At 68.5% G+C, this 21,939-nt stretch carries 22 protein-coding genes; 13 read left to right on the forward strand and 9 right to left on the reverse strand.

The window, feature by feature from the left end:
* Nucleotides 1-130: 130 nt before the first annotated feature.
* Both JNUCC0626_RS40550 and JNUCC0626_RS40555 read right to left on the reverse strand, forming a co-directional pair.
* Nucleotides 131-1,357, reverse strand: coding sequence for a hypothetical protein (locus JNUCC0626_RS40550; protein ID WP_394615951.1), 1,227 nt, complete (start codon nucleotides 1,355-1,357; stop codon nucleotides 131-133).
* Complete coding sequence (locus JNUCC0626_RS40555) at nucleotides 1,348-1,836, reverse strand: SigE family RNA polymerase sigma factor (RefSeq protein WP_394615952.1); 489 nt, start codon at nucleotides 1,834-1,836, stop codon at nucleotides 1,348-1,350. The genes JNUCC0626_RS40550 and JNUCC0626_RS40555 overlap by 10 nt, the downstream gene beginning before the upstream one ends.
* Before the next feature lie 108 nt (nucleotides 1,837-1,944).
* On the opposite strand from JNUCC0626_RS40555, the gene JNUCC0626_RS40560 reads away from it, so the two are divergent.
* Both JNUCC0626_RS40560 and JNUCC0626_RS40565 read left to right on the forward strand, forming a co-directional pair.
* Nucleotides 1,945-2,310, forward strand: a complete 366-nt coding sequence (locus JNUCC0626_RS40560; RefSeq protein ID WP_089921576.1) for a F0F1 ATP synthase subunit epsilon — start codon at nucleotides 1,945-1,947, stop codon at nucleotides 2,308-2,310.
* A 22-nt stretch (nucleotides 2,311-2,332) separates the two neighbouring features.
* The gene (locus JNUCC0626_RS40565; protein WP_382445019.1) at nucleotides 2,333-2,764 is read left to right on the forward strand and encodes a DUF2550 domain-containing protein; all 432 of its coding nucleotides are present in this window, start codon (nucleotides 2,333-2,335) and stop codon (nucleotides 2,762-2,764) included.
* Between the two features lie 235 nt (nucleotides 2,765-2,999).
* On the opposite strand, the gene JNUCC0626_RS40570 is transcribed toward JNUCC0626_RS40565, so the two are convergent.
* On the reverse strand, nucleotides 3,000-3,572 hold the full coding sequence (locus tag JNUCC0626_RS40570; RefSeq protein WP_394615953.1) for a cob(I)yrinic acid a,c-diamide adenosyltransferase: 573 nt from the start codon (nucleotides 3,570-3,572) through the stop codon (nucleotides 3,000-3,002).
* Nucleotides 3,573-3,607: 35 nt separating this feature from the next.
* Here JNUCC0626_RS40570 and murA point away from each other — a divergent pair, with 35 nt between their 5' ends.
* Nucleotides 3,608-4,873, forward strand: coding sequence for a UDP-N-acetylglucosamine 1-carboxyvinyltransferase (gene murA, locus JNUCC0626_RS40575; RefSeq protein WP_394615954.1), 1,266 nt, complete (start codon nucleotides 3,608-3,610; stop codon nucleotides 4,871-4,873).
* Here murA and JNUCC0626_RS40580 read toward each other — a convergent pair.
* On the reverse strand, nucleotides 4,863-5,150 hold the full coding sequence (locus JNUCC0626_RS40580) for a hypothetical protein (protein ID WP_394615955.1): 288 nt from the start codon (nucleotides 5,148-5,150) through the stop codon (nucleotides 4,863-4,865). The genes murA and JNUCC0626_RS40580 overlap by 11 nt on opposite strands.
* 127 nt (nucleotides 5,151-5,277) lie before the next feature.
* Between JNUCC0626_RS40580 and JNUCC0626_RS40585 the strand changes: the two genes are divergently transcribed.
* From JNUCC0626_RS40585 to JNUCC0626_RS40600, 4 genes are all read left to right on the forward strand, one after another.
* Nucleotides 5,278-7,272 (forward strand): protein meaA, encoded by a 1,995-nt coding sequence (locus JNUCC0626_RS40585; protein ID WP_394615956.1) that lies wholly within the window; start codon nucleotides 5,278-5,280, stop codon nucleotides 7,270-7,272.
* A 71-nt stretch (nucleotides 7,273-7,343) separates the two neighbouring features.
* Entirely contained in the window at nucleotides 7,344-7,646 is a 303-nt protein-coding gene (locus JNUCC0626_RS40590) for a trypco2 family protein (RefSeq protein WP_394615957.1), read from the forward strand.
* Entirely contained in the window at nucleotides 7,643-12,568 is a 4,926-nt protein-coding gene (locus JNUCC0626_RS40595) for a trypsin-like peptidase domain-containing protein (protein ID WP_394615958.1), read from the forward strand. The genes JNUCC0626_RS40590 and JNUCC0626_RS40595 overlap by 4 nt, the downstream gene beginning before the upstream one ends.
* Nucleotides 12,569-12,577: 9 nt before the next feature.
* Nucleotides 12,578-13,336, forward strand: a complete 759-nt coding sequence (locus tag JNUCC0626_RS40600) for an enoyl-CoA hydratase-related protein (RefSeq protein ID WP_394615959.1) — start codon at nucleotides 12,578-12,580, stop codon at nucleotides 13,334-13,336.
* Here the strand turns inward: JNUCC0626_RS40600 and JNUCC0626_RS40605 are convergent.
* Entirely contained in the window at nucleotides 13,251-14,105 is an 855-nt protein-coding gene (locus JNUCC0626_RS40605; protein WP_394615960.1) for a helix-turn-helix transcriptional regulator, read from the reverse strand. The two genes, JNUCC0626_RS40600 and JNUCC0626_RS40605, sit on opposite strands and share 86 nt — an antisense overlap.
* Before the next feature lie 102 nt (nucleotides 14,106-14,207).
* Here JNUCC0626_RS40605 and JNUCC0626_RS40610 point away from each other — a divergent pair, with 102 nt between their 5' ends.
* Nucleotides 14,208-14,909, forward strand: coding sequence for an SDR family oxidoreductase (locus tag JNUCC0626_RS40610; RefSeq protein ID WP_394615961.1), 702 nt, complete (start codon nucleotides 14,208-14,210; stop codon nucleotides 14,907-14,909).
* Here the strand turns inward: JNUCC0626_RS40610 and JNUCC0626_RS40615 are convergent.
* Both JNUCC0626_RS40615 and JNUCC0626_RS40620 read right to left on the reverse strand, forming a co-directional pair.
* Nucleotides 14,906-15,313: a hypothetical protein gene (locus JNUCC0626_RS40615; protein WP_382445012.1), complete on the reverse strand. Its 408-nt coding sequence runs from the start codon at nucleotides 15,311-15,313 to the stop codon at nucleotides 14,906-14,908. The two genes, JNUCC0626_RS40610 and JNUCC0626_RS40615, sit on opposite strands and share 4 nt — an antisense overlap.
* Entirely contained in the window at nucleotides 15,310-15,888 is a 579-nt protein-coding gene (locus JNUCC0626_RS40620) for a DJ-1/PfpI family protein (protein ID WP_394615962.1), read from the reverse strand. Before JNUCC0626_RS40620 ends, JNUCC0626_RS40615 begins: the two co-directional genes overlap by 4 nt.
* 107 nt (nucleotides 15,889-15,995) lie before the next feature.
* On the opposite strand from JNUCC0626_RS40620, the gene JNUCC0626_RS40625 reads away from it, so the two are divergent.
* The gene (locus JNUCC0626_RS40625; protein WP_394615963.1) at nucleotides 15,996-16,922 is read left to right on the forward strand and encodes a GlxA family transcriptional regulator; all 927 of its coding nucleotides are present in this window, start codon (nucleotides 15,996-15,998) and stop codon (nucleotides 16,920-16,922) included.
* Here the strand turns inward: JNUCC0626_RS40625 and JNUCC0626_RS40630 are convergent.
* Nucleotides 16,919-17,413, reverse strand: coding sequence for an NUDIX domain-containing protein (locus tag JNUCC0626_RS40630; RefSeq protein WP_394622206.1), 495 nt, complete (start codon nucleotides 17,411-17,413; stop codon nucleotides 16,919-16,921). The genes JNUCC0626_RS40625 and JNUCC0626_RS40630 overlap by 4 nt on opposite strands.
* Before the next feature lie 96 nt (nucleotides 17,414-17,509).
* Between JNUCC0626_RS40630 and nucS the strand changes: the two genes are divergently transcribed.
* Nucleotides 17,510-18,169: an endonuclease NucS gene (gene nucS, locus JNUCC0626_RS40635; protein WP_394615964.1), complete on the forward strand. Its 660-nt coding sequence runs from the start codon at nucleotides 17,510-17,512 to the stop codon at nucleotides 18,167-18,169.
* A gap of 6 nt (nucleotides 18,170-18,175) precedes the next feature.
* Here nucS and JNUCC0626_RS40640 read toward each other — a convergent pair whose 3' ends face one another.
* Complete coding sequence (locus JNUCC0626_RS40640) at nucleotides 18,176-18,526, reverse strand: hypothetical protein (RefSeq protein ID WP_394615965.1); 351 nt, start codon at nucleotides 18,524-18,526, stop codon at nucleotides 18,176-18,178.
* A 188-nt stretch (nucleotides 18,527-18,714) separates the two neighbouring features.
* On the opposite strand from JNUCC0626_RS40640, the gene JNUCC0626_RS40645 reads away from it, so the two are divergent.
* From JNUCC0626_RS40645 to JNUCC0626_RS40655, 3 genes are all read left to right on the forward strand, one after another.
* Complete coding sequence (locus tag JNUCC0626_RS40645; protein ID WP_394615966.1) at nucleotides 18,715-20,406, forward strand: sodium:solute symporter family protein; 1,692 nt, start codon at nucleotides 18,715-18,717, stop codon at nucleotides 20,404-20,406.
* Between the two features lie 11 nt (nucleotides 20,407-20,417).
* Nucleotides 20,418-20,654, forward strand: a complete 237-nt coding sequence (locus JNUCC0626_RS40650) for a hypothetical protein (protein ID WP_394615967.1) — start codon at nucleotides 20,418-20,420, stop codon at nucleotides 20,652-20,654.
* A 226-nt stretch (nucleotides 20,655-20,880) separates the two neighbouring features.
* Nucleotides 20,881-21,891 carry a hypothetical protein gene (locus JNUCC0626_RS40655; RefSeq protein WP_394615968.1) on the forward strand — a complete coding sequence of 337 codons (1,011 nt, stop codon included), beginning with the start codon at nucleotides 20,881-20,883 and terminating at the stop codon, nucleotides 21,889-21,891.
* The last annotated feature ends 48 nt before the right edge of the window (nucleotides 21,892-21,939 follow it).

Below are 21,939 nucleotides of genomic sequence, written 5' to 3' on the forward strand. Positions count from 1 at the left end.
CACAGCTAGACAGGGCGCTCTGGTTCCTGGACACCGCTGGACGGCGGCGCTCGGGTGTTCAAAGCTCTGCGCGGCCGGGCCGGTCTGGCATTCGTGGCACGGCTGGACGCCGGGCACGAGCCGGGCGCCGCTAGGGCAGCTGGACCACGGTGGACGCGCCCTGCTGCACCACGGTGACCTCCTTGGTGCCCGCCGGGGCCAGCCAGGCGTGCTCCCGTCCATCGGGGCCGAGGTAGCCGTTGAAGTCGGCGACGATCGTGCCCTGGCCGTCCGGGAGCGGCAGCACCGCCGGCTGCCCCTTGACGGCCCTGCCGCCGAACGCGGGCGCGCTAAACGTGCCGTCCGGGCGGTACAGCGCGCCGTAGAGCTCGCCGTACGCCTCGAACATCAGCGCGTAGCGGCCGTCCGGCAGCCACGCGCAGACGCTCCAGGTGCCGGCCGAGTCCCAGCTGACCAGGTAGTCGAGCAGGGCGCGCTTCTGGAGTTCCTGTTGTGCCGTCGGCACGTTCGTGCCCGGCCAGCTGGCCGGCTGCGGTGGGCCGTCTGTCGCGCACTGCTGGCCGTTCCAGCCGACGCCGGGATGCGGCATGAACGGGCCCTGCGGGTAGTAGCCGGAGCCGAGGATCGCCTGCTGCGCGAAGTCGTCGGACTTCGGCACCGAGTCGCCGCGTACGAACACGGGCCTGTCGGACGGCTGAACGACCGTGTAGACGGCGCCGTCTGCGTCGTGGGGAGCCGACGCCCACAAGCGGCTGAGCCGGTGGTCGGTACCCCGGTCCGCCTTCAACGACCAGGACACCGTCTTGCCGAGCGTCAGCACCACGTACTGGTCGCCCGCGGGTCCGAACCGGTAGAGGCCCGCTTCACGGCTCTTCGTCTCCTCGGTGACGACCTCACGGCTCACCACCGCTCCGTCGGCCACGAGACCGACGAGCGTCGCGGGCCGCGCGGAGTTGCGCACCCGGATCTCCTGCGCGACCAGGGCCACCGGTCCGGACATCGCCTGTCCCGTCCAGAACACGTTCGGCGGTGATGTGACTTCAGCCACCGGTTCCGTCGGTTTCCACGGCTCCTTCTGCGCGTCGGTCCACAGGTGCGCCGCCGTCGCGAGGAGATCGGCGTTGTCCGCGAACGGGCCGGTCGGCGCCGCCGTCACGCGTGCGTCGGCCGGTTCGGTTTCTGTTGTGCGCGTCACCATCACCCCGGCCGTCGCGCCCGCCAGCAGTGCCACCACCGCGGTCACCGTCACGAGCTTGCGCGTGTGCCTTCGCCGTCCCCCGGCCATCACGTCCCCCACGAATCCCGGCCGCACGTCCAACTCCGCCGTCGCGGCCTCCATCGCCTGCTTCAGCTCCACGTCAGCACCTGCTCACCCATCAGTTCGCGCATGCGGGCGAGGCCGCGCGAGGTCTGGCTCTTCACCGTGCCGACACTGCACCCGAGCACGCGTGCCGTCTCGGCCTCGCTCAGGTCGTCGAAGAACCGCAACACCAGCACCGCGCGCATCCGAGTGGGCAACTGCGCCAACGCGCGCACCACGCTGTCCGCGTCCACCACCTGCTGCTCGTGGCCGCGGGCCGCAGGCACCACCCCCAGTTCCAGCGGTGCCTCCGGCCTGCGGGAACGCCGCCGCCAGCGGTTGGCGGCCGAATTGGCCAGCGCGGTGCGCGCGTACGCCTCCGGGGAGGTTTTGATGCGGCGCCACTTGCCGTACATGCTCATGAGGACGTCCTGCAGAATGTCCTCGGCGGCACCTCTGTCGCCGCCGCACAGCAGGTAGGCGGTGCGCAGCAGTGCCTGCGAGCGCAACGCCACGAAGTCTTCGAAGTCCTGCACGTCCCCCCTTCCGGCGGTCGTCGAACGTACTGACACCGGGCGGGGCGGCAAGGTTGTCAGGCGACCGTTTAGACTTCAGTTCGACTCCAGACGACGAGGGAGATACGCGTGGCCGAGATGACCGTTGAACTGGTCGCCGTTGAACGCCGTTTGTGGTCCGGTAAGGCCACCTCTGTTTCGGCGCAGACCACCGAGGGCGAGATCGGCATCCTGCCCGGTCACGAGCCCGTGCTCGGCCAGCTGGTCGAGGGTGGAGTGGTGCGCGTGCGCACGACCGACGGTGGCCTGGTCACCGCGGCGGTGCACGGTGGCTTCCTGTCCGTGACCGGCACCGGCGTATCGATTCTCGCCGAGGACGCCGAGCTCGCGGGCGAGATCGACGTGGACGCGGCGCGGACCGCCCTGCAGGACGCGGACGACGCAGAGCGCGCACGTGCGGCAGCGCGCGTGCGGGCCGTGGAACAGTCGGCCTGAGACCGGGCACGAGGCCGCAGCCATGGGGATCACCGAGATTGCCGGCCTGATCCTTCTTGGGGTGGCGATCGTCATCGCCTACTTCGCCTGGCGCCGGATTCGGTTGTTGCGGGAGGGCGGCGTGCACGTCGCCCTGCGCAGCTCGTTCGACGACCGCGGGCGCGGGTGGCATCTGGGCGTGGGGCACTACCGCGGGGATTCGTTCGCGTGGTTCCGGGTGTTGTCGCTCGGGTCCGGGCCCAATGAGTTGATCTCTCGGGATGGGCTGGAGATCGACGCTCGGCGGGAGCCGACTGGGCCTGAGGCTTATGCGATGCCTGTGGGGGCGACGGTGCTTCGGTGCCGGTCTGCTTCTGGTGAGGTTGAGATCGCCATGGGGCCGGATGCTTTGACCGGGTTCTTGTCCTGGTTGGAGTCTTCGCCGCCTGGGCGGTCCATTCCTTGGGCTTCTTGATTTGTGCGGTTCGACCCGTCGGGGGTTCCGGCGGGTCGTTTTGCGTTTCGTGGGGTTGCGGTTCGCAGCGGGGTTGGTTGTGTTCCTGGGGGTCGGTCGCCTCGGGGCTTGACCTTGAACCTCAAGGTCAAGCCCCAATCGCCATGAGCGGTTGCGTGCGCACGCCGGGCCAAGACGGTGGTCGCCTTGCGTTCGCGACTTCGGTTGGCAGCTTTGCGTTCTGCAGCGTGCCTGGCTAGGCGTTGCCGCCCGGCTGCCACAGGACGTCGCCGTCCGGGTTCGCCACCCGGGCCAGGATGAACAGCAGGTCCGAGAGACGGTTCAGGTACTTGGCCGTGAGGACGTTGGTCTCCTCCGGGGCCGCTTCCAGTTGTGCCCACGCGCGGCGCTCCGCTCGGCGGGCGATGGTGCGGGCCTGGTGCAGCAGGGCCGCTCCTGGGGTGCCCCCGTTCAGGATGAACGAGTCGAGTTTGCCCAGGCGTTCGTTGAACGTGTCGCAGTAGCCCTCCAGGCGGTCGATGTACGACTGCGCTACGCGGAGGGGCGGGTACTTCGGGTCCGGGACGATCGGGGTGCAGAGGTCCGCGCCCACGTCGAAGAGGTCGTTCTGGACCTTGCGGACCACCTCGTGGACGTCTGGGGCCAGGTTGCCGAGGGCGAGGGCCACGCCCAGGGAGGCGTTCGTTTCGTCCACGTCTGCGTAGGCTTCGATGCGCGGGTCGGTCTTCGGGACTCGCGAGAAGTCGCCCAGGCCTGTGGTGCCGTCGTCGCCCACGCGCGTGTAGATCTTGGTGAGGTGTACCGCCATGTTCGCCACTCTATGGCCGTACGTAGGATTGCCGTGTGAGTGAGCATTTCCGGGTACACGGTGGCGCACGGTTGGTCGGCGAGGTCGAGGTCGTCGGCGCCAAGAACAGCGTGCTCAAGTTGATGGCCGCTGCTCTGTTGGCCGAGGGCACGACGACCATCACGAACTGCCCGGACATCCTCGACGTGCCCTTGATGGCTGACGCTCTGCGCAGCCTCGGGTGCGAGGTCGAACTCGAGGGTGACGTGGCGAGGATCACGACCCCGGCACAGTTGAACCATCGGGCCGATTCCGAGGCCATGGGGAAGCTCCGGGCGAGCATCTGCGTGCTCGGGCCGTTGGTGGGGCGGTGCAAGCGGGCCGTCGTGGCGCTGCCGGGTGGGGACGCCATCGGGTCGCGGCCGTTGGACATGCACCAGAGCGGGCTCGAGAAGCTCGGCGCGACCACGTGGATCGAGCACGGGTGCATCGTCGCCGAGGCCGAAGGGCTGCACGGGACGCAGATCTGGTTGGACTTCCCCAGCATGGGGGCCACCGAGAACATCCTGATGGCGGCGGTGCTGGCCAACGGGACCACGGTCATCGACAACGCCGCTCGCGAGCCGGAGATCGTCGACCTCTGCCTGATGCTCACGCAGATGGGCGCGAACGTCGAGGGCGCGGGCACCTCGACGCTCACCGTGCACGGCGTCACGGAGCTCAAGCCGACCGAGCACCGCGTCATCGGTGACCGGATCGTGGGCGCCACCTGGGGTTTTGCTGCTGCTATGACGCGCGGCGACGTGCGGGTGCGCGGCGTGAACCCGCACCACCTGGACCTCGTGCTGGAGAAGCTGCGGATGGCGGGGGCCGAGGTCACCGTCTACGAAGGCGAGGACGAGGGGTTCCGCGTGGTCATGGAGGGACGGCCCAAGGCCGTCGACTTCGTGACGCTGCCGTACCCCGGCTTCGCCACGGACAACCAGCCGTTCGCGATCGCGCTGTCGACGGTGTCCGAGGGCACCGCGATGATCACGGAGAACCTGTTCGAGTCCCGGTTCCGGTTCATCGACGAGATGATCAGGCTCGGGGCCGACGCGCGCACGGACGGTCACCACGCCGTGATCCGCGGCATCGACAAGCTGTCCAGTGCGCCGGTCTGGGCTTCGGACATCCGTGCTGGTGCGGGGCTCGTGCTCGCCGGTCTGTGCGCGGACGGGGCCACCGAGGTCTACGAGATCTTCCACATCGAGCGCGGTTACCCTGGGTTCGTGGAAAACCTCCGCAAGCTCGGGGCCGACGTCGAGCGCGTCAGCTCCTGAGCACCAGCCGCGCGTTCGGGACGTCCGCCGGGAACACCATCACCTGGTAAGGCGCGTTTCTCGAACGCGTGGCACGCACGCCGTTCCTCTTGAGCTTCTGCACGAGGACGTTCGCGGCCTCTTCGGTGGGGACGACCGCGACCTCGCTCAGCAATCCGAAGTCCGTGCCGTCCAGATCCGGTACGGGCCGCTTGTCGTTGCCCGCGAAGTACCTCAACGTCAACGCCAGCAGTCCGAGCACCGCGAACACGACGACCGTCTGGTAAATCCCCGTCACCTCCTCATGATGCTCTCAGTGGTCTCGATTCAGTGAGCAATCGCACGCGCAGGCTTGGTTACCGGCCAGTACCCTTCGAGGAATTCAACACAGCGGAGAACGACGTTGCTGTTTTTGGGAGGTTGCTGTGCCGTACCCGGCTGACCGTGAGCGCGACCGCCCCTGGGTGATGCGGACGTACGCGGGCCACTCCTCGGCCGCGGCTTCCAACGAGCTCTACCGCCGGAACCTGTCGAAGGGCCAGACCGGCCTGTCCGTGGCGTTCGACCTGCCCACGCAGACCGGCTACGACCCCGACGACGAACTCGCCAAGGGCGAGGTCGGCAAGGTCGGCGTGCCGATCAGCCACCTCGGCGACATGCGGCAGCTCTTCGACCAGATCCCGCTCGGCGGCGCCAACACGTCGATGACGATCAACGCGACGGCCATGTGGCTGCTCGCCCTCTACGTCACCGTGGCCGAGGAGCAGGGCGCGGACCCGTCGGCGCTCGCCGGCACGACGCAGAACGACATCATCAAGGAGTACCTGTCCCGCGGCACGTACGTGTTCCCGCCGGGACCGTCGCTGCGGCTGATCACCGACATGGTGGCGTGGACCGTCTCCAACGTCCCCAAGTGGAACCCGATCAACATCTGCAGCTACCACCTCCAGGAGGTCGGCGCGACGCCGGCGCAGGAGGTCGCGTACGCGATGTGCACGGCGATCGCGGTCCTCGACTCCGTGCGCGACTCCGGTCAGGTGCCGCAGGAGAAGTTCGGTGAGGTCGTCGCCCGCATCTCCTTCTTCGTGAACGCCGGTGTGCGGTTCATCGAGGAGATGTGCAAGATGCGCGCGTTCGCCCAGCTGTGGGACGAGATCACGAAGGAACGCTACGGCGTCGAGAACCCGAAGCACCGCCGGTTCCGTTACGGCGTGCAGGTCAACTCGCTCGGCCTCACGGAAGCCCAGCCGGAGAACAACGTTCAGCGCATCGTGCTGGAAATGCTCGCGGTGTCGTTGTCCCGCAACGCCCGAGCGCGCGCGATCCAGCTCCCGGCGTGGAACGAGGCGTTGGGCCTGCCGCGTCCGTGGGACCAGCAGTGGGCGTTGCGCATGCAGCAGGTGCTGGCCTACGAGACGGATCTTCTCGAGTACGACGACCTCTTCGACGGCTCGCCCGTCATCGAGGCGAAGGTGAACGAGATCCTCGCCGGTGCGCGCGAGGAGATCGACCGCGTGCAGGCGATGGGCGGTGCCGTCGCGGCCGTCGAGTCCGGCTACATGAAGTCGAACCTGGTGTCCTCACTGGCAGATCGCCGTCGTCGGGTCGAGGCCGGCGAGGACATCGTGGTCGGCGTCAACAAGTTCGACACGACCGAGCCGTCGCCGCTGCAGGCCGAGGGCGCGAAGGCCATCGAGACCATCGACCCGATCGTCGAACTGCACGCCGTCGAAGCCATCCAGCAATGGCGTTCGCAGCGCGACAACGACGCTGTGGCAACGTCTTTGGACGCTCTGCGCGCGGCCGCGAAGACCGACCAGAACCTCGTGGAGGTGACGCTCGCGTGCGCCCGCGCGGGCGTGACGACCGGCGAGTGGTCCCAGGCGTTGCGCGAGACGTTCGGCGAATACCGTGCTCCCACCGGCGTTTCCGGTGCTTCGGCGTCCGGCGAGGCGGGCTCGGAGATCGCCCGCGTGCGCGACCGGGTCCGCTCCACCGGCGAGGACCTCGGCGAACGCCTGCGCATGCTGGTCGGCAAGCCCGGCCTCGACGGCCACTCCAACGGCGCCGAGCAGGTCGCCGTCCGCGCCCGTGACGTCGGCTTCGAGGTCGTCTACCAGGGCATCCGCCTCACGCCGTCGCAGATCGTCTCGGCCGCCGTGCAGGAGGACGTGCACGTCGTCGGCCTCTCGATCCTCTCCGGCTCGCACCTCGAGGTCGTGCCCGCGGTGGTCGACGGCCTGCACGCGGCCGGTGCCGGGGACATCCCGGTGATCGTCGGCGGCATCATCCCGCCGGACGACGCCGCCAAGCTGCGCGAACGTGGTGTGGCACGGGTGTTCACGCCGAAGGACTACGAGCTGACCGAGATCATGGACGAGATCGTCACGGTGATCCGCGAGGTGCGCGAGCTCGGCTGATCGGCTCGTAACGCCCGCTTGTTTGGAGTAGAAAATCCCCGTAGATCGTGTTCACACGGGGAGGGGCCCAAATGGCGGTGGAACTTGCGGAGCTGATCGGTCAGCTGCGATCCGAGCTGACCGAGGCGATGCACGCAGGTGAGAACGAGGAGCTGCGCTTCCAACTGGGTCCGGTGGAACTGGAGCTGACCGTAGCGGTCACCAAGGAGGCCAAGCCGGGTGCGAAGGTGAAGTTCTGGGTCGTCGAACTCGGCGCGGACGCCACCGTCGGTTCGGCCACCACTCAGACGATCAAGCTCGTGCTGGACCCGCGCCGACGCGGCAAGTCCGGCCCGGCGGAGATCTCCGGCGCCGAGGTGGACGGCGAGAAGTGAGCGGCGCGCCGCTCGACCGGTCGCGGGTCGCGGAGTTGATCGTGACCCGCGCCGGCGAGCGGCATCGCGGTTCCGGCTACCGCGTGCGCACGGATGCCGTGCTGACCGCTGCGCACGTCGTGGACGGCGCGGAGTCGGTCCGGCTGCGGTTCGAACCCGACCTGCCCGGTGAGCGGATCGTCGCCGCGGTGTCGTGGTGGGCGGATCCGGTGTCCGACATCGCGGTCGTGATGTTCGAACCTGCGGACGCCCTCGTGCTGGCACCGGTCAGCTTCGGTCGCATCGAGGACCGTGCGGCCGTGCTGAGCGTGGCGGCGGTGGGGTTCCCGCGCTGGAAGATGCGCACCGACGACGCCGGCCTGAAGTACCGCGACTCCTGCCACGTCACGGGCACGGTCGCGGTTTTGTCGAACTGGCGCGAGGGCACACTCGAGGTCGTCGTCGAGCCGGCCGGTCCGGCGGAGGGCGAGGCCTCGCCCTGGCAGGGCATGTCCGGCGCCGCGCTGTGGGCGGGTGGCCAGGTCGTCGGCGTGCTCGCGAAACACCACCCCGGCGACGGACGAGGACGGCTCGCCGCCGCGCGCATCGATCTGGCTCTGGACCGCGTCGACCCCGCGCACGGCACCACGTTGCGCGACGCGCTGAGCGCACCTGCGGCGTTGCGGGCCGTGCTCCCTCCGCACCGACCGGCCCTGACCACGAGCACTTACCAGGCCTTGGTGGCCGAAGCCGCGCCGGAACGACTGCACGACCGGAACTGGGAACTCGGCGAGCTGGTCAAGTTCTGCGCCGGCGACGAGCCATATCTCTGGTGGCAGGCAGGTCCCTGGGCGGGCAAGTCGGCCTTGCTGGCGTGGTTCGCGCAGCACCCGCCGGACGGCGTGGACGTGGTGTCGTACTTCATCACCGGCCGGTGGGCGGGTCAGTCCGACAGCGACGCCTTCACCGAGGCGCTCATCGAGCAACTCGCCGCGCTGGTCGGGGAAGCACCCGAACCCGCACTGGAGGCCAAGGCTCGGCGCGGCCACACGTTGCGTCTGCTCAACGCCGCGGCGGCGGCCTGCGAGGAGTCCGGGCGCACGCTGCTGCTGGTCGTCGACGGGCTCGACGAGGACACCAGCCGCGACGACGGCCTGGGCCGCCCGAGCATCGCCAGCCTGTTGCCCCGCAGGTTGCCGCCGTCCACCAGGGTCGTGGTGGCGAGTCGCCCGCATCCGGACCTGCCGGACGACGTCGCCGGCGACCATCCCTTGAGGACGGTGCGGCCGAGCCTGCTCTCCGTGTCGCCCTACGCCAAGAACCTGGAGACCGAGGCGAAACGTGAGCTCACGACCCTGCTCGCCAAACCAGGTCCGCAACGCGACGTGCTCGGCCTGATCACCGCGTCCGGCGGTGGTCTCACACAGTCCGACCTGGAGGAGCTGACCGACCAGCCGCGGTACGAGCTGGACGCCCTGTTCGGCGGCATTCTCGGCCGCAGCGTCGGTGCCCGCGCGGCCAGGGACCAGGGCGACCAGGTGTACCTGTTCACCCACGACACGCTGCGAGAACAGGCGGAACGGGCCTACGGCAAAGGACTAGCCGCGTACCTGGAACGGGTGCACGCCTGGGCCGACGACCACCAGGCTCGCGGCTGGACCGGGGAAGCGCCGGAGTACCTACTGCGCGGCTATCCCCGGCTGCTGGCGGCGCGGGGTGAGGTGGACCGCCTGGTGACGCTGGCTTTGGACCGGTCCCGGCACGACCGAATGCTGGACAGGACCGGTGCCGACGGGCTGGCACTGGCGGAGATCGTGGCCGCGGCGGGTCTGGTCGCTCAGGCGTCGGTCCCGGATCTCGGCGTGCTGCTGCGCCTCGGTGCGGTCCGATCAGACCTGGGCCAGCGCAACGCGGACATCCCGGCCAAGCTGCCCGGTGTGTGGGCGGCGCTGGGCGAGGACGACCGCGCGCTCGCGCTCGTCAACAGCATCGTGGACGACGAGGATCGCGTCCGTGCACTGACCGGGGTGGTCGCGGCGCTCGCCAAGCGCGGTGAGCACGCTCGGGTCGCCCGCATGGCGAACGACGTGGAGCGTGCAGCGGCACAGCTCCCCAACCTTCAAGACCGCCTGGAAGTGCTGTGCGCCTTGGTAGAGGCGTTGGTCATCGATGGCGAGCAAGAACGCGTGGAGCGTGTCGTGCGGGAAGTCGAGAGAAGCCTGGACCAGCTCGGCGGTTCGTACACGCGCGACGAAATCGCCGGGAAGCTCGTCATGTCGGCGGTCAAGCGCGGAGACCACGAGCGGGCGTTCGGCTGCCTGGAACTGTTCGCGGACGATTTCCGCCAATCCATTCTGCTGGAGGGACTTCCGCTCACGGTGCAGCGCACGGACGGCGACGAACTCGCGCTGCGCTACGCGATGGCGATCCGCAACGACTACCTGCGCGACCAGGAGTTGGGGGTGCTCGCGCAGGAGGTGCAGGCAGATCCCGGTCGTGCGCTCCTGTTCCTGGAGCGAGTTCACGACTGGGACGGGGAAGAAGCCGGGCCCGTGCAGGAACCCGGTCATCGCGAACTCGCCGTCGCGGCGCTGAACGAGGGTGACGACGAACTGGCCGTGCGGTGCGCGCGGGCAGCCGAGGAGCCGGACGACGTCCTCGCTGAGTTGATCGACCTGCTCGGGGCCGGCGGCGACCTCGGCCGTGCCACTTGGTTCGCTGACCGGCTCGTGCAGCCGGACACGATGGCTCGGGCCTGGTCGACGTTGGCGCTCGCCCGCGCAGACGCGGCTGACCACGCGGAAGCGTCGAGGCTGGTGGAGCTGGCCGAAGGAACGCTGCTGGTGATCGACGACCTGGGCGAACGAGCGTGCGTTCTCGAGCGACTCGCGTTGACCGCCGGAGTGCTCGGGGAGCACGACCGGAAGACCGCGCTGCGCCGTGCCGCCGACGAGGAGGTGGGTCGAATCGGCGATCTCGCGGCCTGCGGGCACGTGCTCGGTGCGATGTCCGGGGTGGCTGCGCTCGGTGACGCTGAGCGGTACGTCGACCTGGCCGACCGGGCGGCGGCCATCGCCGACCGGACCAGCGGTGACGAACGGCTGGCCCTGCTGTCCGACTTGGCCAGTTCTGCCGTCGACGCCGAGGACGGCGCCAGGGTCAGGCGCTTCGTCGTGAGCGCGGCGAGCGAGATGGCGGAGAGCGAATCCGAGTACGACTACTGGCCGCAACGACGGGAACTGGCACGCCTCGCCCTCGTGGTCGGCGCGCTGGACCTCGCGCTGTTGGTGTTCGAGCCCGTTTCGGCGGTAGCTGATCTCTGTTCGTTGTTGCGCCTCGCACTGGAGTCGGGCGACGACGACCGGGCACGGAGGATCGTCGAGCTGGTGTTGGAGGCCGTACCGCAGTACGACACGTTCACCGATCAGATCGAAAGCCTGACGAGGCTGGGCGCGGAGGAACTCGTCTTCGCTGTGGTGAACAGGACCGGCACCTGGATGGAGGTGAACCGCCATCTCGGCGAGGCCGTGAAGGTCGCGGCCGAGACCGGTGACGACGATCTCGCGTTGCGTTTGGCCGCGGCGTTCAGCACGTCGTTCCACCGGGGTGACTCGTGCGGGGACGTGGCCGTGGAGCTGGCGAGCACCGGAGAACACGACAGAGCCGACCGGTACCTGAACGTGATCGAGCCCGGCTATCGGCGGGATCAGATCCTCGTCGAGATCGCCCGTGCTGCCTGGGAGCGAGGTGATCACACCCGAGCGCGCGCTGTGCTGGACGGAGTGAGTTCCCGTACCGAACGCGCTGCCGGGGTGGCCGAGCTCTCCGCGGTGACCGCGGCGACGGGGGATGCCGACTTCGCGCGGAGGTTGTGCCTGGAGGTCGAGAACATCGCCAGAGCAGGTGAGGGTGCGGAGGTGATCCGCGAGCGTGACGAGCTGGCGATCGCACTGGCCGTGGCAGGGGACCTGGATCGTGCGGACCGGCTGGCGAGCACCACGGACGACCTCGACATGCGCATACAGGTGTGCACCTCCCTGGTGAACTGCGCACTCGACTCCGGCGATGCGAGCAGAGCCCGGGCCTTGGCCGGGGGAGTCGCCGAGATCGAAGGTGAACCCGTCGTCTGGCGGTTCGACGTCGTCGTGGAGATGCTGCTCCGCGCGGGTGCGGCGGGGGCGGCAGATCGGGTGGCCACCGCGCTGGAGTCGATCGCCACCCGGTGCACGGACCACTTCGAACGGCCGCGCTGGTACTCGGTGCTAGCCGGGGCCCTGGCGGTGGCAGGACGGCACGAGGAAGCCGTCGGATGTCTCTTCGAGATCGAAACCGCTGCTCAGGAGGCTGAGGCGTACTGCGCCCTCGCCCGGACGTTGCCTGCGGGCCCACTGCGGAACGACGTTCAGGCCTTGATCACAGAGGCGGCGGATGCGCTGAACGACGCCGACCGTTCCATCTACTGGCTGGGCGACATCACCGAGGCGTTGGTGCTGATCGGTGACCTTGACAGGGCATGGGGGCTGGTGCACGCCGGTTTTGGCACGTCTGAACAGACTGCCGCGCTGCTCGCGCTGCTCAAGGCCTTGCCTGACGAACCGGCGGAGCGCCGGGAGTTTTCGGCACGACTGGAGTCGGCGGCTACGGACATCACCGATCTCTTCTATCGCGACTGGGTGCTCAGGGACCTGGCCAGGAAGTTGGATGAGAAGGGGGACCACGACGAGGCCCTGCGGATCGCCGGGCTCATCCCCGAAGGAAGCACTCGTGAGGAGTCGCTGCGGGACATCCGGCTGCGGGCCATCGCGACCGGCAGGGAGACAGCCGGTGCGCGGAAGTACGTGGCCGAGGTGCTCGCCACCAAGGACTGGTCAGCGGCGTTGCCCGCCCTCGCGAAGGTGGACCTGCCCATGCTCCAGGCGTTCGCGGACGAGGTTTTGGGTTAGCGTCAGAGGATGGTCGACGTTGCGCGTGAGGGTTCCGTAGTCCGGATCACGATGGATCGTGCGGCTAAGCGCAACGCGCTGTCCGCCGAGCACCTGAGCGAGTTGCTGGAGGCGTTCCGGGAGGCCGGGGAGTCCGACGCGGCCGGGATCGTGCTGGGAGCGCAGGGGCCGGTGTTCTCGGCCGGGCACGACTTCCGTGACGTGCACGCTCGTGATGAAGACGGCGTGCGGTCGTTGTTGGAGTTGTGCACGGACTTGATGAAAACCATTCAGGCCGTGCCGCAGGTGGTGATCGCACGGGTGCAGGGGCTGGCGACGGCGGCTGGGTGTCAGCTGGTGGCGTCCTGCGATCTCGCGGTGGCGGCGGACACGGCCGGGTTCTCGTTGCCCGGCGGCAAAGCGGGGTGGTTCTGCCATACGCCCGCGGTGCCGGTGGCGCGGTCGGTGGGGCGCAAGCGGTTGATGGAGCTGGTGCTGACCGGCGACGTCATCGACGCGGCCACGGCGGTGGAGTGGGGGCTGATCAACCGCGCGGTGCCTGCGGACGAGTTGGACGCCGCCACGGACGACCTGCTGGCGCGGGCTACGCGGGGTAGCCGGGCGTCGAAGGCGATCGGCAAGCGGACGATCTACGCGCAGCTCGACCGGCCCGAGAGCGACGGCTACGAGGTCGCGGTGGCCGTCATGACCGAGACTTCGCAGTCCCCGTCAGCCAAAGAGGGACGGGCGTCGTTCCTGGAGAAGCGCTCGCCCGTGTGGCCTGACTAGTCGCGAGGAGTTTCATGGCGTCGGCGTTCGGGCCCGGCTCGGCCTGGTAGATCACGAGGAACTGGCCGGGCGCCTCGCGGACGTCGAACGAGTGGTAGTTCAGCGCGATCGGGCCGACGGCCGGGTGCAGGAACTCCTTGGCGTCCTGGGTCTTTCCGCGCACCTCGTGCTGTTCCCAGAGCTGCTTGAACACCGGACTCCGGTTGAGCTCCTCGACCATCCTGCGCAGCCGCGGGGAGTTCGGGTCGGCGGTCTGCCGCAGGTGCGCCACGGTGGTCTGGGCGATCCAGTGCCAGCGCGGGTAGAAGCTCTGCGCGGCGGGATCGAGGAACGCCATGCGCACCGCGTTGTCGGCCGGCGTGAACGGCTCGTACAGGGCGTCGGCCAGCGCGTTCGTGGCGAGGATGTCGAGGACCGAGTTCATCACGAACGCGGGCATGTCGGTCAGGCTGCTGATGAGCCGCCGCAACTCCGGGCTGACGACGTCCGGCGCGTACCCCTCGTCGGCCGCGACCCCGGCCAGCCGGTGCAGGTGGGCACGCGCGTCCGCGTCGAGCCGCAGCGCACGGCTCAGGGCGTCCAGCACCTGCGCCGACGGGTTGGTCTCGCGTCCCTGCTCCAGCCGTGCGTAGTAGTCCGCGCTCACCCCTGCCAGCACCGCGACCTCCTCTCGTCGCAACCCCTTCACCTTGCGCTGGGTGTGCGACGGCAACCCCGCGTCCTCGGGATTGACGCGGGCACGATGGGCCTTCAAGAACTCGCCTAGCACGTCACCGAGGCTATTCGGTTCGCGCTCGCGCTGCCTGGGTGTGGCGCACCTAGGGAGAAGGTGTCCTGGTGGCGGGGCCTCGGGCGGCCGACCGTGGTGGCCATGAGCAAAGTTGTGTTGATCAGTGGAGCGTCCAGCGGCATCGGCGAGGCGACGGCCCGAGTGCTGGCCGCGGCAGGACACCAGGTGTTCCTCGGGGCACGGCGGGAGGACCGGCTGGCCGCGTTGGCGGCGGAGATCGGTGGGGCGTACGCGCCACTGGACGTGACGTCGCGCGGCTCGTTCCAGTCCTTTGTGGACGCAGCGGTGGCGCGGTACGGGCGGGTCGACGTCCTCGTGAACAACGCGGGCGTGATGCCGTTGTCCCTCCTGAGTTCCCTCAAGGTCGACGAGTGGGACCGCATGGTGGACGTGAACGTCAAGGGCGTCCTGAACGGCCTCGCGGCCGTGCTGCCGCAGTTCGTCGACGGCGGGCACGTGGTGAACGTCGCCTCGGTCGCCGCACACACGATCATGCCCACCGCCGCCGTCTACTGCGCGACGAAGTACGCGGTGCGCGCGTTGTCCGAGGGGCTGCGGCAGGAGCGGTCCAACCTGCGCGTCACCGTGATCTCCCCTGGTGCCATGGAATCCGAGCTCGCGAACTCCATCACCGAGGACGTCGCGGCGGGTGCGATGGAGGAACTGGTGAAGATCGCGCTGCCTGCCTCCGTGATCGGTGACGCCATCGCCTACGCGATCGCGCAGCCCTCGTCGGTGGACGTCAACGAGATCATCGTGCGGCCGGTGGTGCAGCAGCTCTAGGCGCCGGTCGTCGAGCCCGGTCGCAGGATCATCAGCACGGTCACGGTGGCCCACAACAGGTTGAAGATCCCCGTGTACATGGCGAGGTGCTTGACGTCCTTGGTCTTCAGGGCTTTCTCCTGGCCGGGCAGGATCTTGAGGGCCAGCACGAACGCGGCGGCGGTGGTGAGCGCGATCGACACGATCACCCAGGGGTGGCCGGTCACGCCCATCACGCCGGCCGTCGCGAACCCGAACACCGGCACGGAGATGCCGATCAGGGCGTAGACGCGGCAGATGCGGTGCAGCAGTTCGGGGTTGCCGGGGGTGGTCACGGCCTTCGGGAACATGCTGGCGGCGACGGTGACCGGGCCGATGGCGATGATGGCCGCGAGGACGTGCAGGGAGAGGAAGAACTTGCTCACGCGGCCCTCCAGGCGGTGCCGCGGCGTTCGTGGGCGAAGAGTTCCTCGACCTGGAGTGCCTGCTGGGCACCGACTTCGCGGTCGAGCAGGTAGAGGCCGAGGTCCAGGCCCGAGCTGACGCCGGCGGCGGTCACGAGGTCGCCGTCGTCGACGACGCGGGCGCGGATGGCGTTGACGCCCATGGACTCCAGGGCGTGCAGGCCGAGGTGGTTCGTGGTGGCGTTGCGGCCCTTGATCAGGCCCGCGATGCCGAGCAGCAACGAGCCTCCGCAGACGGTGGCGATGATCGCCGTGGTGTCCTTCAACGTCGGCGCGAGCGTTGCGGCACCGGCGCTGAGCAGGGCGAACGTCTCGTCCTCCCGAAGAGCCGCCGCGCCGGGCACGACGATCAGATCGGCCTGGGGGTCCAGCCGGGCGGTTGCCTTGAGAGTCAGAAGGCCGAGGCCCGCCGGCACGTCGCGCGGTCCCTCCGCCGACACGAGTTCGGTCTGGACGCCGCCCGCCGTCAACGTCTCGTACGGGCCGATCGCGTCCAGCGGGTCGAACCCGTCGAACAACACCACTTGAGCTCTCACAGCGCACTCCTCGTCTCGGTGATCAAAACCGTAGAAGGGCGAGAACCCGTCGAGAACTGGCTGGAATGCCATGTTCCAACGGATTCTCGCCAGCTACGGTGGTGGACGTGCACGAGGTGGCAGTGGTAGCGATGGACAGCGTCGTCCCGTTCGACTTCGCGACGCCGGTCGACGCGTTCAACTGGGTCGGGCGGTACCGGGTGCGCGTCTGCGGTCCGAAGAGGACGGTCGACGCGGGCTGCTTCGAGATCAAGGTGCCGCACGGCTTGGAGTTGCTGTCCGAAGTGGACACGATTGTGCTGCCCGGGCACGACCCCGCGATGGTGGTGCCGAAAGCGTTGATCGAGGCGCTGCGGCAGGCGGCGGAGAGAGGCGCGCGGATCGCGTCGATCTGCACCGGGGCGTTCGTGTTCGCGGCGACCGGGCTGCTCGACGGGCTGCGGGTGACCACGCACTGGCTGGGCGCGGAGGAGTTGGCCGCACGGTTTCCCGCGCTGGAGGTCGACCCGGACGTGCTCTACGTCGACAACGGGCAGTTCCTCACATCTGCGGGGGCGGCGGCTGGGCTTGACCTTTGTCTGCACATGATTCGGCGCGATCACGGGTCCGCGGTGGCGGCCGATGCGGCGCGACTGGCCGTGATGCCCCTGGAGAGGGAAGGCGGGCAGGCTCAGTTCATCGTCACGCCGCCCGTTGCGCCGCAAGGGGTCGAGCTCGAACCGTTGCTGCGGTGGATGGAGGCCAACGCGGCGCGGGAGTTGACGTTGGAAGATCTCGCGCGGCAGGCCGGCATGAGCACGCGGACGTTGAACCGGCGGTTTCGGGAGCAGACCGGCACGACGCCGTTGCAGTGGCTGCACCGGGCACGCGTCCGGCAGGCGCAGCACCTGCTCGAGACCACCAAGGAACCGGTGGAGCTGATCGCGAGCAGGGTCGGGTTCGGGTCGGCGACGGCGTTCCGCGACAGGTTCAAGCGGATCGCCGGCACCTCACCGCAGAGCTACCGGACGGCTTTTCAGGGCTGCCAGAACTAGGGCTGCGAGTGCTCGTGCAGCAGGAGAAGCGTGTAGGCGGCGATCGACTGGGCGTCGGTGATCTCGCCCTTCGCGATCATCGCCTCGAACGACGCGCGCGGGAACCACGCCGAGCGCATGTCCTGCTCCTCGTGCTCCCGTTCGTGGAAGCCCTCGGTGAGTTCCGTGGCGAGGTACACGTGCCCTCGCTGCGACGACATGCCCGGCGCGACGTCGAGCAACCCCAGGGACGTCATCCGCCCGGCGCGCAACCCGGTCTCCTCGCGCAACTCGCGCGCGGCGAGCTCCAGCGGGTCCACGTCGGCGCGGTCCGGCGCGGTGCCCTGGGGGAACTCCCAGCGGCGCAGGCCGATCGGGTACCGGAACTGCTCGACGAGCCGGACGCGTTCGCCGTCGAGCGGGATGACCAGGGCGAAGTCGGGCTTGTCGACCACGCCGTAGATGCCGTTCGAACCGTCAGCGCGCCGGACCTCGTCCTCGCGAACGGTCATCCACGGGTTTGCGTACACCTCTCGGGTGCCGAGGCTCTCCACGCCACGGACCGTACCTAACGTCCGGATTCTGGACGCACCCCGTAGCCTGTCGCGGTGCGTCTCGTCATCGCTCGCTGCAAGGTCGACTACGTAGGCCGACTCACCGCCCACCTGCCCATGGCTCAGCGGCTGCTGCTGATCAAGGCCGACGGTTCGGTGTCGATCCACTCGGACGACCGCGCCTACAAGCCGCTGAACTGGATGAGCCCGCCCTGCTGGCTGATCGAGGACCCGGACATCTGGACGGTGCAGAACAAGGCGGGGGAGAAGCTGATCATCACCCTCGAAGAGGTCCTGCAGGACTCCAAGCACGAACTCGGCCCCGAGCCCGGCCTGCAGAAGGACGGCGTCGAAGCCGACCTGCAGAAGCTGCTCGCCGAGCACGTCACGACCCTGGGCGACGGCTACACGCTGGTGCGCCGCGAGTTCCCGACCGCCATCGGCCCGGTCGACCTGATGTGCCGCGACGGCGCGGGCGTCTCGGTCGCCGTGGAGATCAAGCGGCGCGGCGAGATCGACGGCGTCGAGCAGCTGACCCGGTACCTGGAACTGCTGAACCGCGACCCGTTGCTCGCGCCGGTGCAGGGCGTGTTCGCGGCGCAGCAGATCAAGCCGCAGGCGCGGACGCTGGCCGAGGACCGCGGGATCCGGTGCGTGGTGCTGGACTACGACGCGTTGCGCGGCATCGAGCCGGACGAGTTCAGGCTGTTCTGACGGCGGTCAGCTCCTCGACCTGAGTCGGTCGAGGAGTACCATCGCCTCGCTCGTCTCGCACCCGACCAGCTCGCGCACCCAGGCGACGGCTTTGACCGCGTTCTGTTCGGCGATCACCCGGTGGACCTCGTCCTGGGTGTCTCGGGGCAGCGCCAGCCACACCCGCGTGGTCTCACAACTCCGACACCGCGTGCCCTCGTCCGCGCGTACGCCGTGCAGGACCTCGGCGCAGTCCGGGCACGGCCACGTCATGTACTTCAGCGAACAGCGCGCGCACAGCACGTAGTGCGCGTGGTCGTCCCACTTCTGCGCGGGCGTCGAACCGCACATGTCGCAGGCAGGGCTCATGTCGATCACGCTGCCCATTCTGGCGTTTCGTCCATTGAGTGCACCCGTATTTCCCCAGCTCCCGACTTCAGTGAGCGCCCTTCCAAACCTCGTGGTTTGGTGATCATCAACACCGGGTAAGTCCCGCTGCACCTGGAGTAATGTCCTCTCCTGGTCGTTGATGTTCGACTTTGTTTGAAGTCTTTGGGAGGTGGACGGTGTCGATCTTGGCCGAGGCGGACCTGCGGCTCGACGCGGGGCCGATCGACTACGCGTTGCTGTTGATCTACTTCGTGGTGGTTCTCGGCATCGGCGTGATGGCACGACGATCCGTCTCCTCCAGCCTCGACTTCCTGCTGTCCGGGCGGTCGTTGCCGGCGTGGGTCACCGGTCTCGCGTTCATCTCCGCGAACCTCGGTGCCCTCGAGTTGATGGGCATGACCGCGAACGGCGCGCAGTACGGCATGGCGACCGTGCACTACTACTGGATCGGCGCCATCCCCGCGATGGTGTTCCTCGGTCTGGTGATGATGCCGTTCTACTACGGCTCGAAAGTGCGCAGCGTTCCCGAGTTCATGCGCCGCCGGTTCGGCAAGCCCGCGCACCTCGTCAACGCCATCAGCTTCGCCGTCGCGCAGATCCTGATCGCGGGCATCAACCTCTTCGCGCTCGCGGTGATCATCGACGCGCTGCTCGGGTGGCCGCTGCCGGTGTCGATCTGCGTCGCCGCCCTGGTGGTGCTCGCGTACACGACGCTCGGTGGTCTCAGCGCCGCCATCTACAACGAGGTGTTGCAGTTCTTCGTCATCGTGGCCGCGCTGGCGCCGTTGACGATCGTCGGCCTGATCAAGGTCGGTGGCTGGCAGGGCATCGTGGAGAAGGTGACCGACAAGGAACAGCTGTCGGCCTGGCCCGCGACGGAACTCACCGGCATCGACCACCCGGTGTGGAGTGTCATCGGGTTGGTGTTCGGTCTTGGCTTCGTGCTGTCGTTCGGGTACTGGACGACGAACTTCGCCGAGGTGCAGCGCGCGATGAGTGCGAAGTCGATGTCCGCGGCGAAGCGCACGCCGATCATCGGCGCGTACCCGAAGGCGTTGATCCCGGCGATCATCATCATCCCCGGCATCATCGCCGCGTTGATCGTGCCGGAGATGGCGCAGCTGAAGGCCGGTGACACGAGCAGCGGCGTCGTCTACAACAACGTGCTGCCACTGCTGATGCGCGACCTTCTGCCGAACGGCATCCTCGGCATCGCGATCACGGGTCTGCTGGCCAGCTTCATGGCCGGTGTGGCGGCGAACGTCAGCTCGTTCAACACCGTCTTCACGTACGACCTCTGGCAGGACTACATCAAGAAGGACCGGCCGGACGAGTACTACCTGCGCGTCGGGCGGTTGGCCACGGTCGGTGCGTGTGTGCTCGCGATCGGCACGGCGTTCATCGCGGCGTCGCTCGGCGGGTCCAACATCATGGACTACATCCAGGCGCTGTTCTCGTTCTTCAACGCGCCGCTGTTCGCGACGTTCATCCTGGGCATGTTCTGGAAGCGGATGACGCCGACGGCCGGGTGGGTCGGTCTGCTCGCGGGCACGTTCACCGCGATCTTCATCTACGCGATCTCGGAGCCGTCGTTCGGCATCGAGTGGCTGCAACTGCCGGGCCAGGGCGCGAGCTTCCTCGGCGCGGGCCTCGCGTTCGTGGTCGACATCGTGGTGAGCTTCGCGGTCAGCCTCGTCACGCGGCCGAAGCCGGACAGCGAACTCGGCGGGCTGGTCTACAGCCTCACGCCCAAGGAAGACAGGGCGCACTCCACCACCGGTGAGGACGCGGGCTGGTACCGCTCGCCCGCCCTGCTCGGTGGCGGTGTGCTGGCCCTGACCACCGTTCTCTACTTCATCTTCGGCTGAGGGAGGCCGCCATGAGGTTGTTCGACCTGCGACTCATCATCGCTTTCCTCTTCGGCCTGTACGGCGTCGTACTGGTCGTCATCGGGCTCGGCTTCACGACCGACGAGGACCTGAAGAAGGCCGAAGGGGTCAACATCAACCTGTGGGCCGGCATCGCGATGGCGGTGCTGGCGGCCGCGTTCGCCGTCTGGGCGACGCTGCGGCCTCAGTTCGCGGACACGGACAAAGAGCCGCTCAAGGAGCTATGACTGGGGACGACCAGGGTAAACAGGGTTGAAGGCCTCGATCGTCCACGCGTCGAGCCAGTTGAATGCGCGGCGAATTCGGTTTCGCACGTCTCTCCTTTGGTCGGGGTCTCATCCTGTACATCGCGTTGATCTTCTGAATCGTTCCCGTAGCTGTGGGTGACATGTGCCACGGAGTAACTCGGGGTACCGCCCACAAACGCCCACAAAGGCCGCTACCGTGCACGTCGTGCCTCGTTTTCGTGCCACCGCTGTGGTCGCCGCCGCCGCGTTGCTGATGGCCGGCTGCGCGACTGGGCCGGGTCTGGCCAAGACCAACTCGCCGCGCCGCACCGTGCAGGCGGGTGCCGACGCGACCACGACGACCGATCCGTCGACGAAACCGTCGTCGCAGGCGGGCAAGCCGGTCGACCCGGCGTTCGCCGTGGAACGGTTGCGGCTGGTCAACCCGTGCGCGTTGATCGAGAAGGAAGTCCTGCAGACGGTCGGCACGCCGTCGAAGTACTCGAGCACCTCCTACACGCGCTGCTCGAACTACATGAAGGACAAGGCGGGCAAGACGCTCAACGTCACGCTGGACATCGGCTACACGCTGACGTCCACCGAGCTCAAGAACGCCACCAAGCAGATCGCGGGCCTCAAGAGCGGCGAGCAGAAGCTGAACGCCTCGGCGTGCTTCATCTCGGCCGTCACGATGGAGAACCCGGCGCAGGCCGTGCGGGTGCAGATCGGCACCGGCAACGACGGCAGCGAGGCGTGCGAACCCGGCCGCAAGATCCTCGAAGGCGCGGTCCGCAAGCTCAAGGGCAACCCGCAGAAGTACACCCCGCCCAAGGGATCGCCGGTCGAGGTCGACCCGTGCACGATCGTGGAACGGTCCGCGCTCTCGCCGGTGCTCGGTGCCTCGCCGCGCGCGCTGCCGTTCGGTCTGCACCAGTGCTCCTGGACGGGGCAGAGCGCGCAGATGCAGCTCGAGGTCAAGACGGCGCGCATCCCGAAGGACGGCAAGTTCGACACCAAGTCGGTCGAGGTCGACCTCGGCGGGGTGAAGGGCTACCAGGCGTTCAAGGACGGCCCGTTCCCGACGTGCGAGCTCGTCGTGGTGCGGACGAAGGACCAGTCCGACGCGGGTGAGATCGTTGAGTTCACGGTCGCGGCTTCGAAGGAGAACGGGATTGACCGTTGTGTGGCGGCGCAAGCGTTCGCCAAGGCGGTTCTTCCCTCGCTGCCCCAGGCCTGAGGTCCTCCTGCGGGGCCAGGCGGGGGCTGAAAGTTCTTCGAGTACGCG

This window comes from Lentzea sp. JNUCC 0626, from assembly GCF_043632865.1.
Taxonomy (GTDB): Bacteria; Actinomycetota; Actinomycetes; order Mycobacteriales; family Pseudonocardiaceae; genus Lentzea.

Coding starts and splice junctions, on each gene's coding strand:
- JNUCC0626_RS40600 (WP_394615959.1), top strand. CDS start 12,578: ATGGTCGACGTTGCGCGTGAGGGTTCCGTAGTCCGGATCACGATGGAT.
- JNUCC0626_RS40630 (WP_394622206.1), bottom strand. CDS start 17,413: ATGACCGTTCGCGAGGACGAGGTCCGGCGCGCTGACGGTTCGAACGGC.
- JNUCC0626_RS40565 (WP_382445019.1), top strand. CDS start 2,333: ATGGGGATCACCGAGATTGCCGGCCTGATCCTTCTTGGGGTGGCGATC.
- JNUCC0626_RS40570 (WP_394615953.1), bottom strand. CDS start 3,572: ATGGCGGTACACCTCACCAAGATCTACACGCGCGTGGGCGACGACGGC.
- JNUCC0626_RS40650 (WP_394615967.1), top strand. CDS start 20,418: ATGAGGTTGTTCGACCTGCGACTCATCATCGCTTTCCTCTTCGGCCTG.
- JNUCC0626_RS40590 (WP_394615957.1), top strand. CDS start 7,344: ATGGCGGTGGAACTTGCGGAGCTGATCGGTCAGCTGCGATCCGAGCTG.
- JNUCC0626_RS40610 (WP_394615961.1), top strand. CDS start 14,208: ATGAGCAAAGTTGTGTTGATCAGTGGAGCGTCCAGCGGCATCGGCGAG.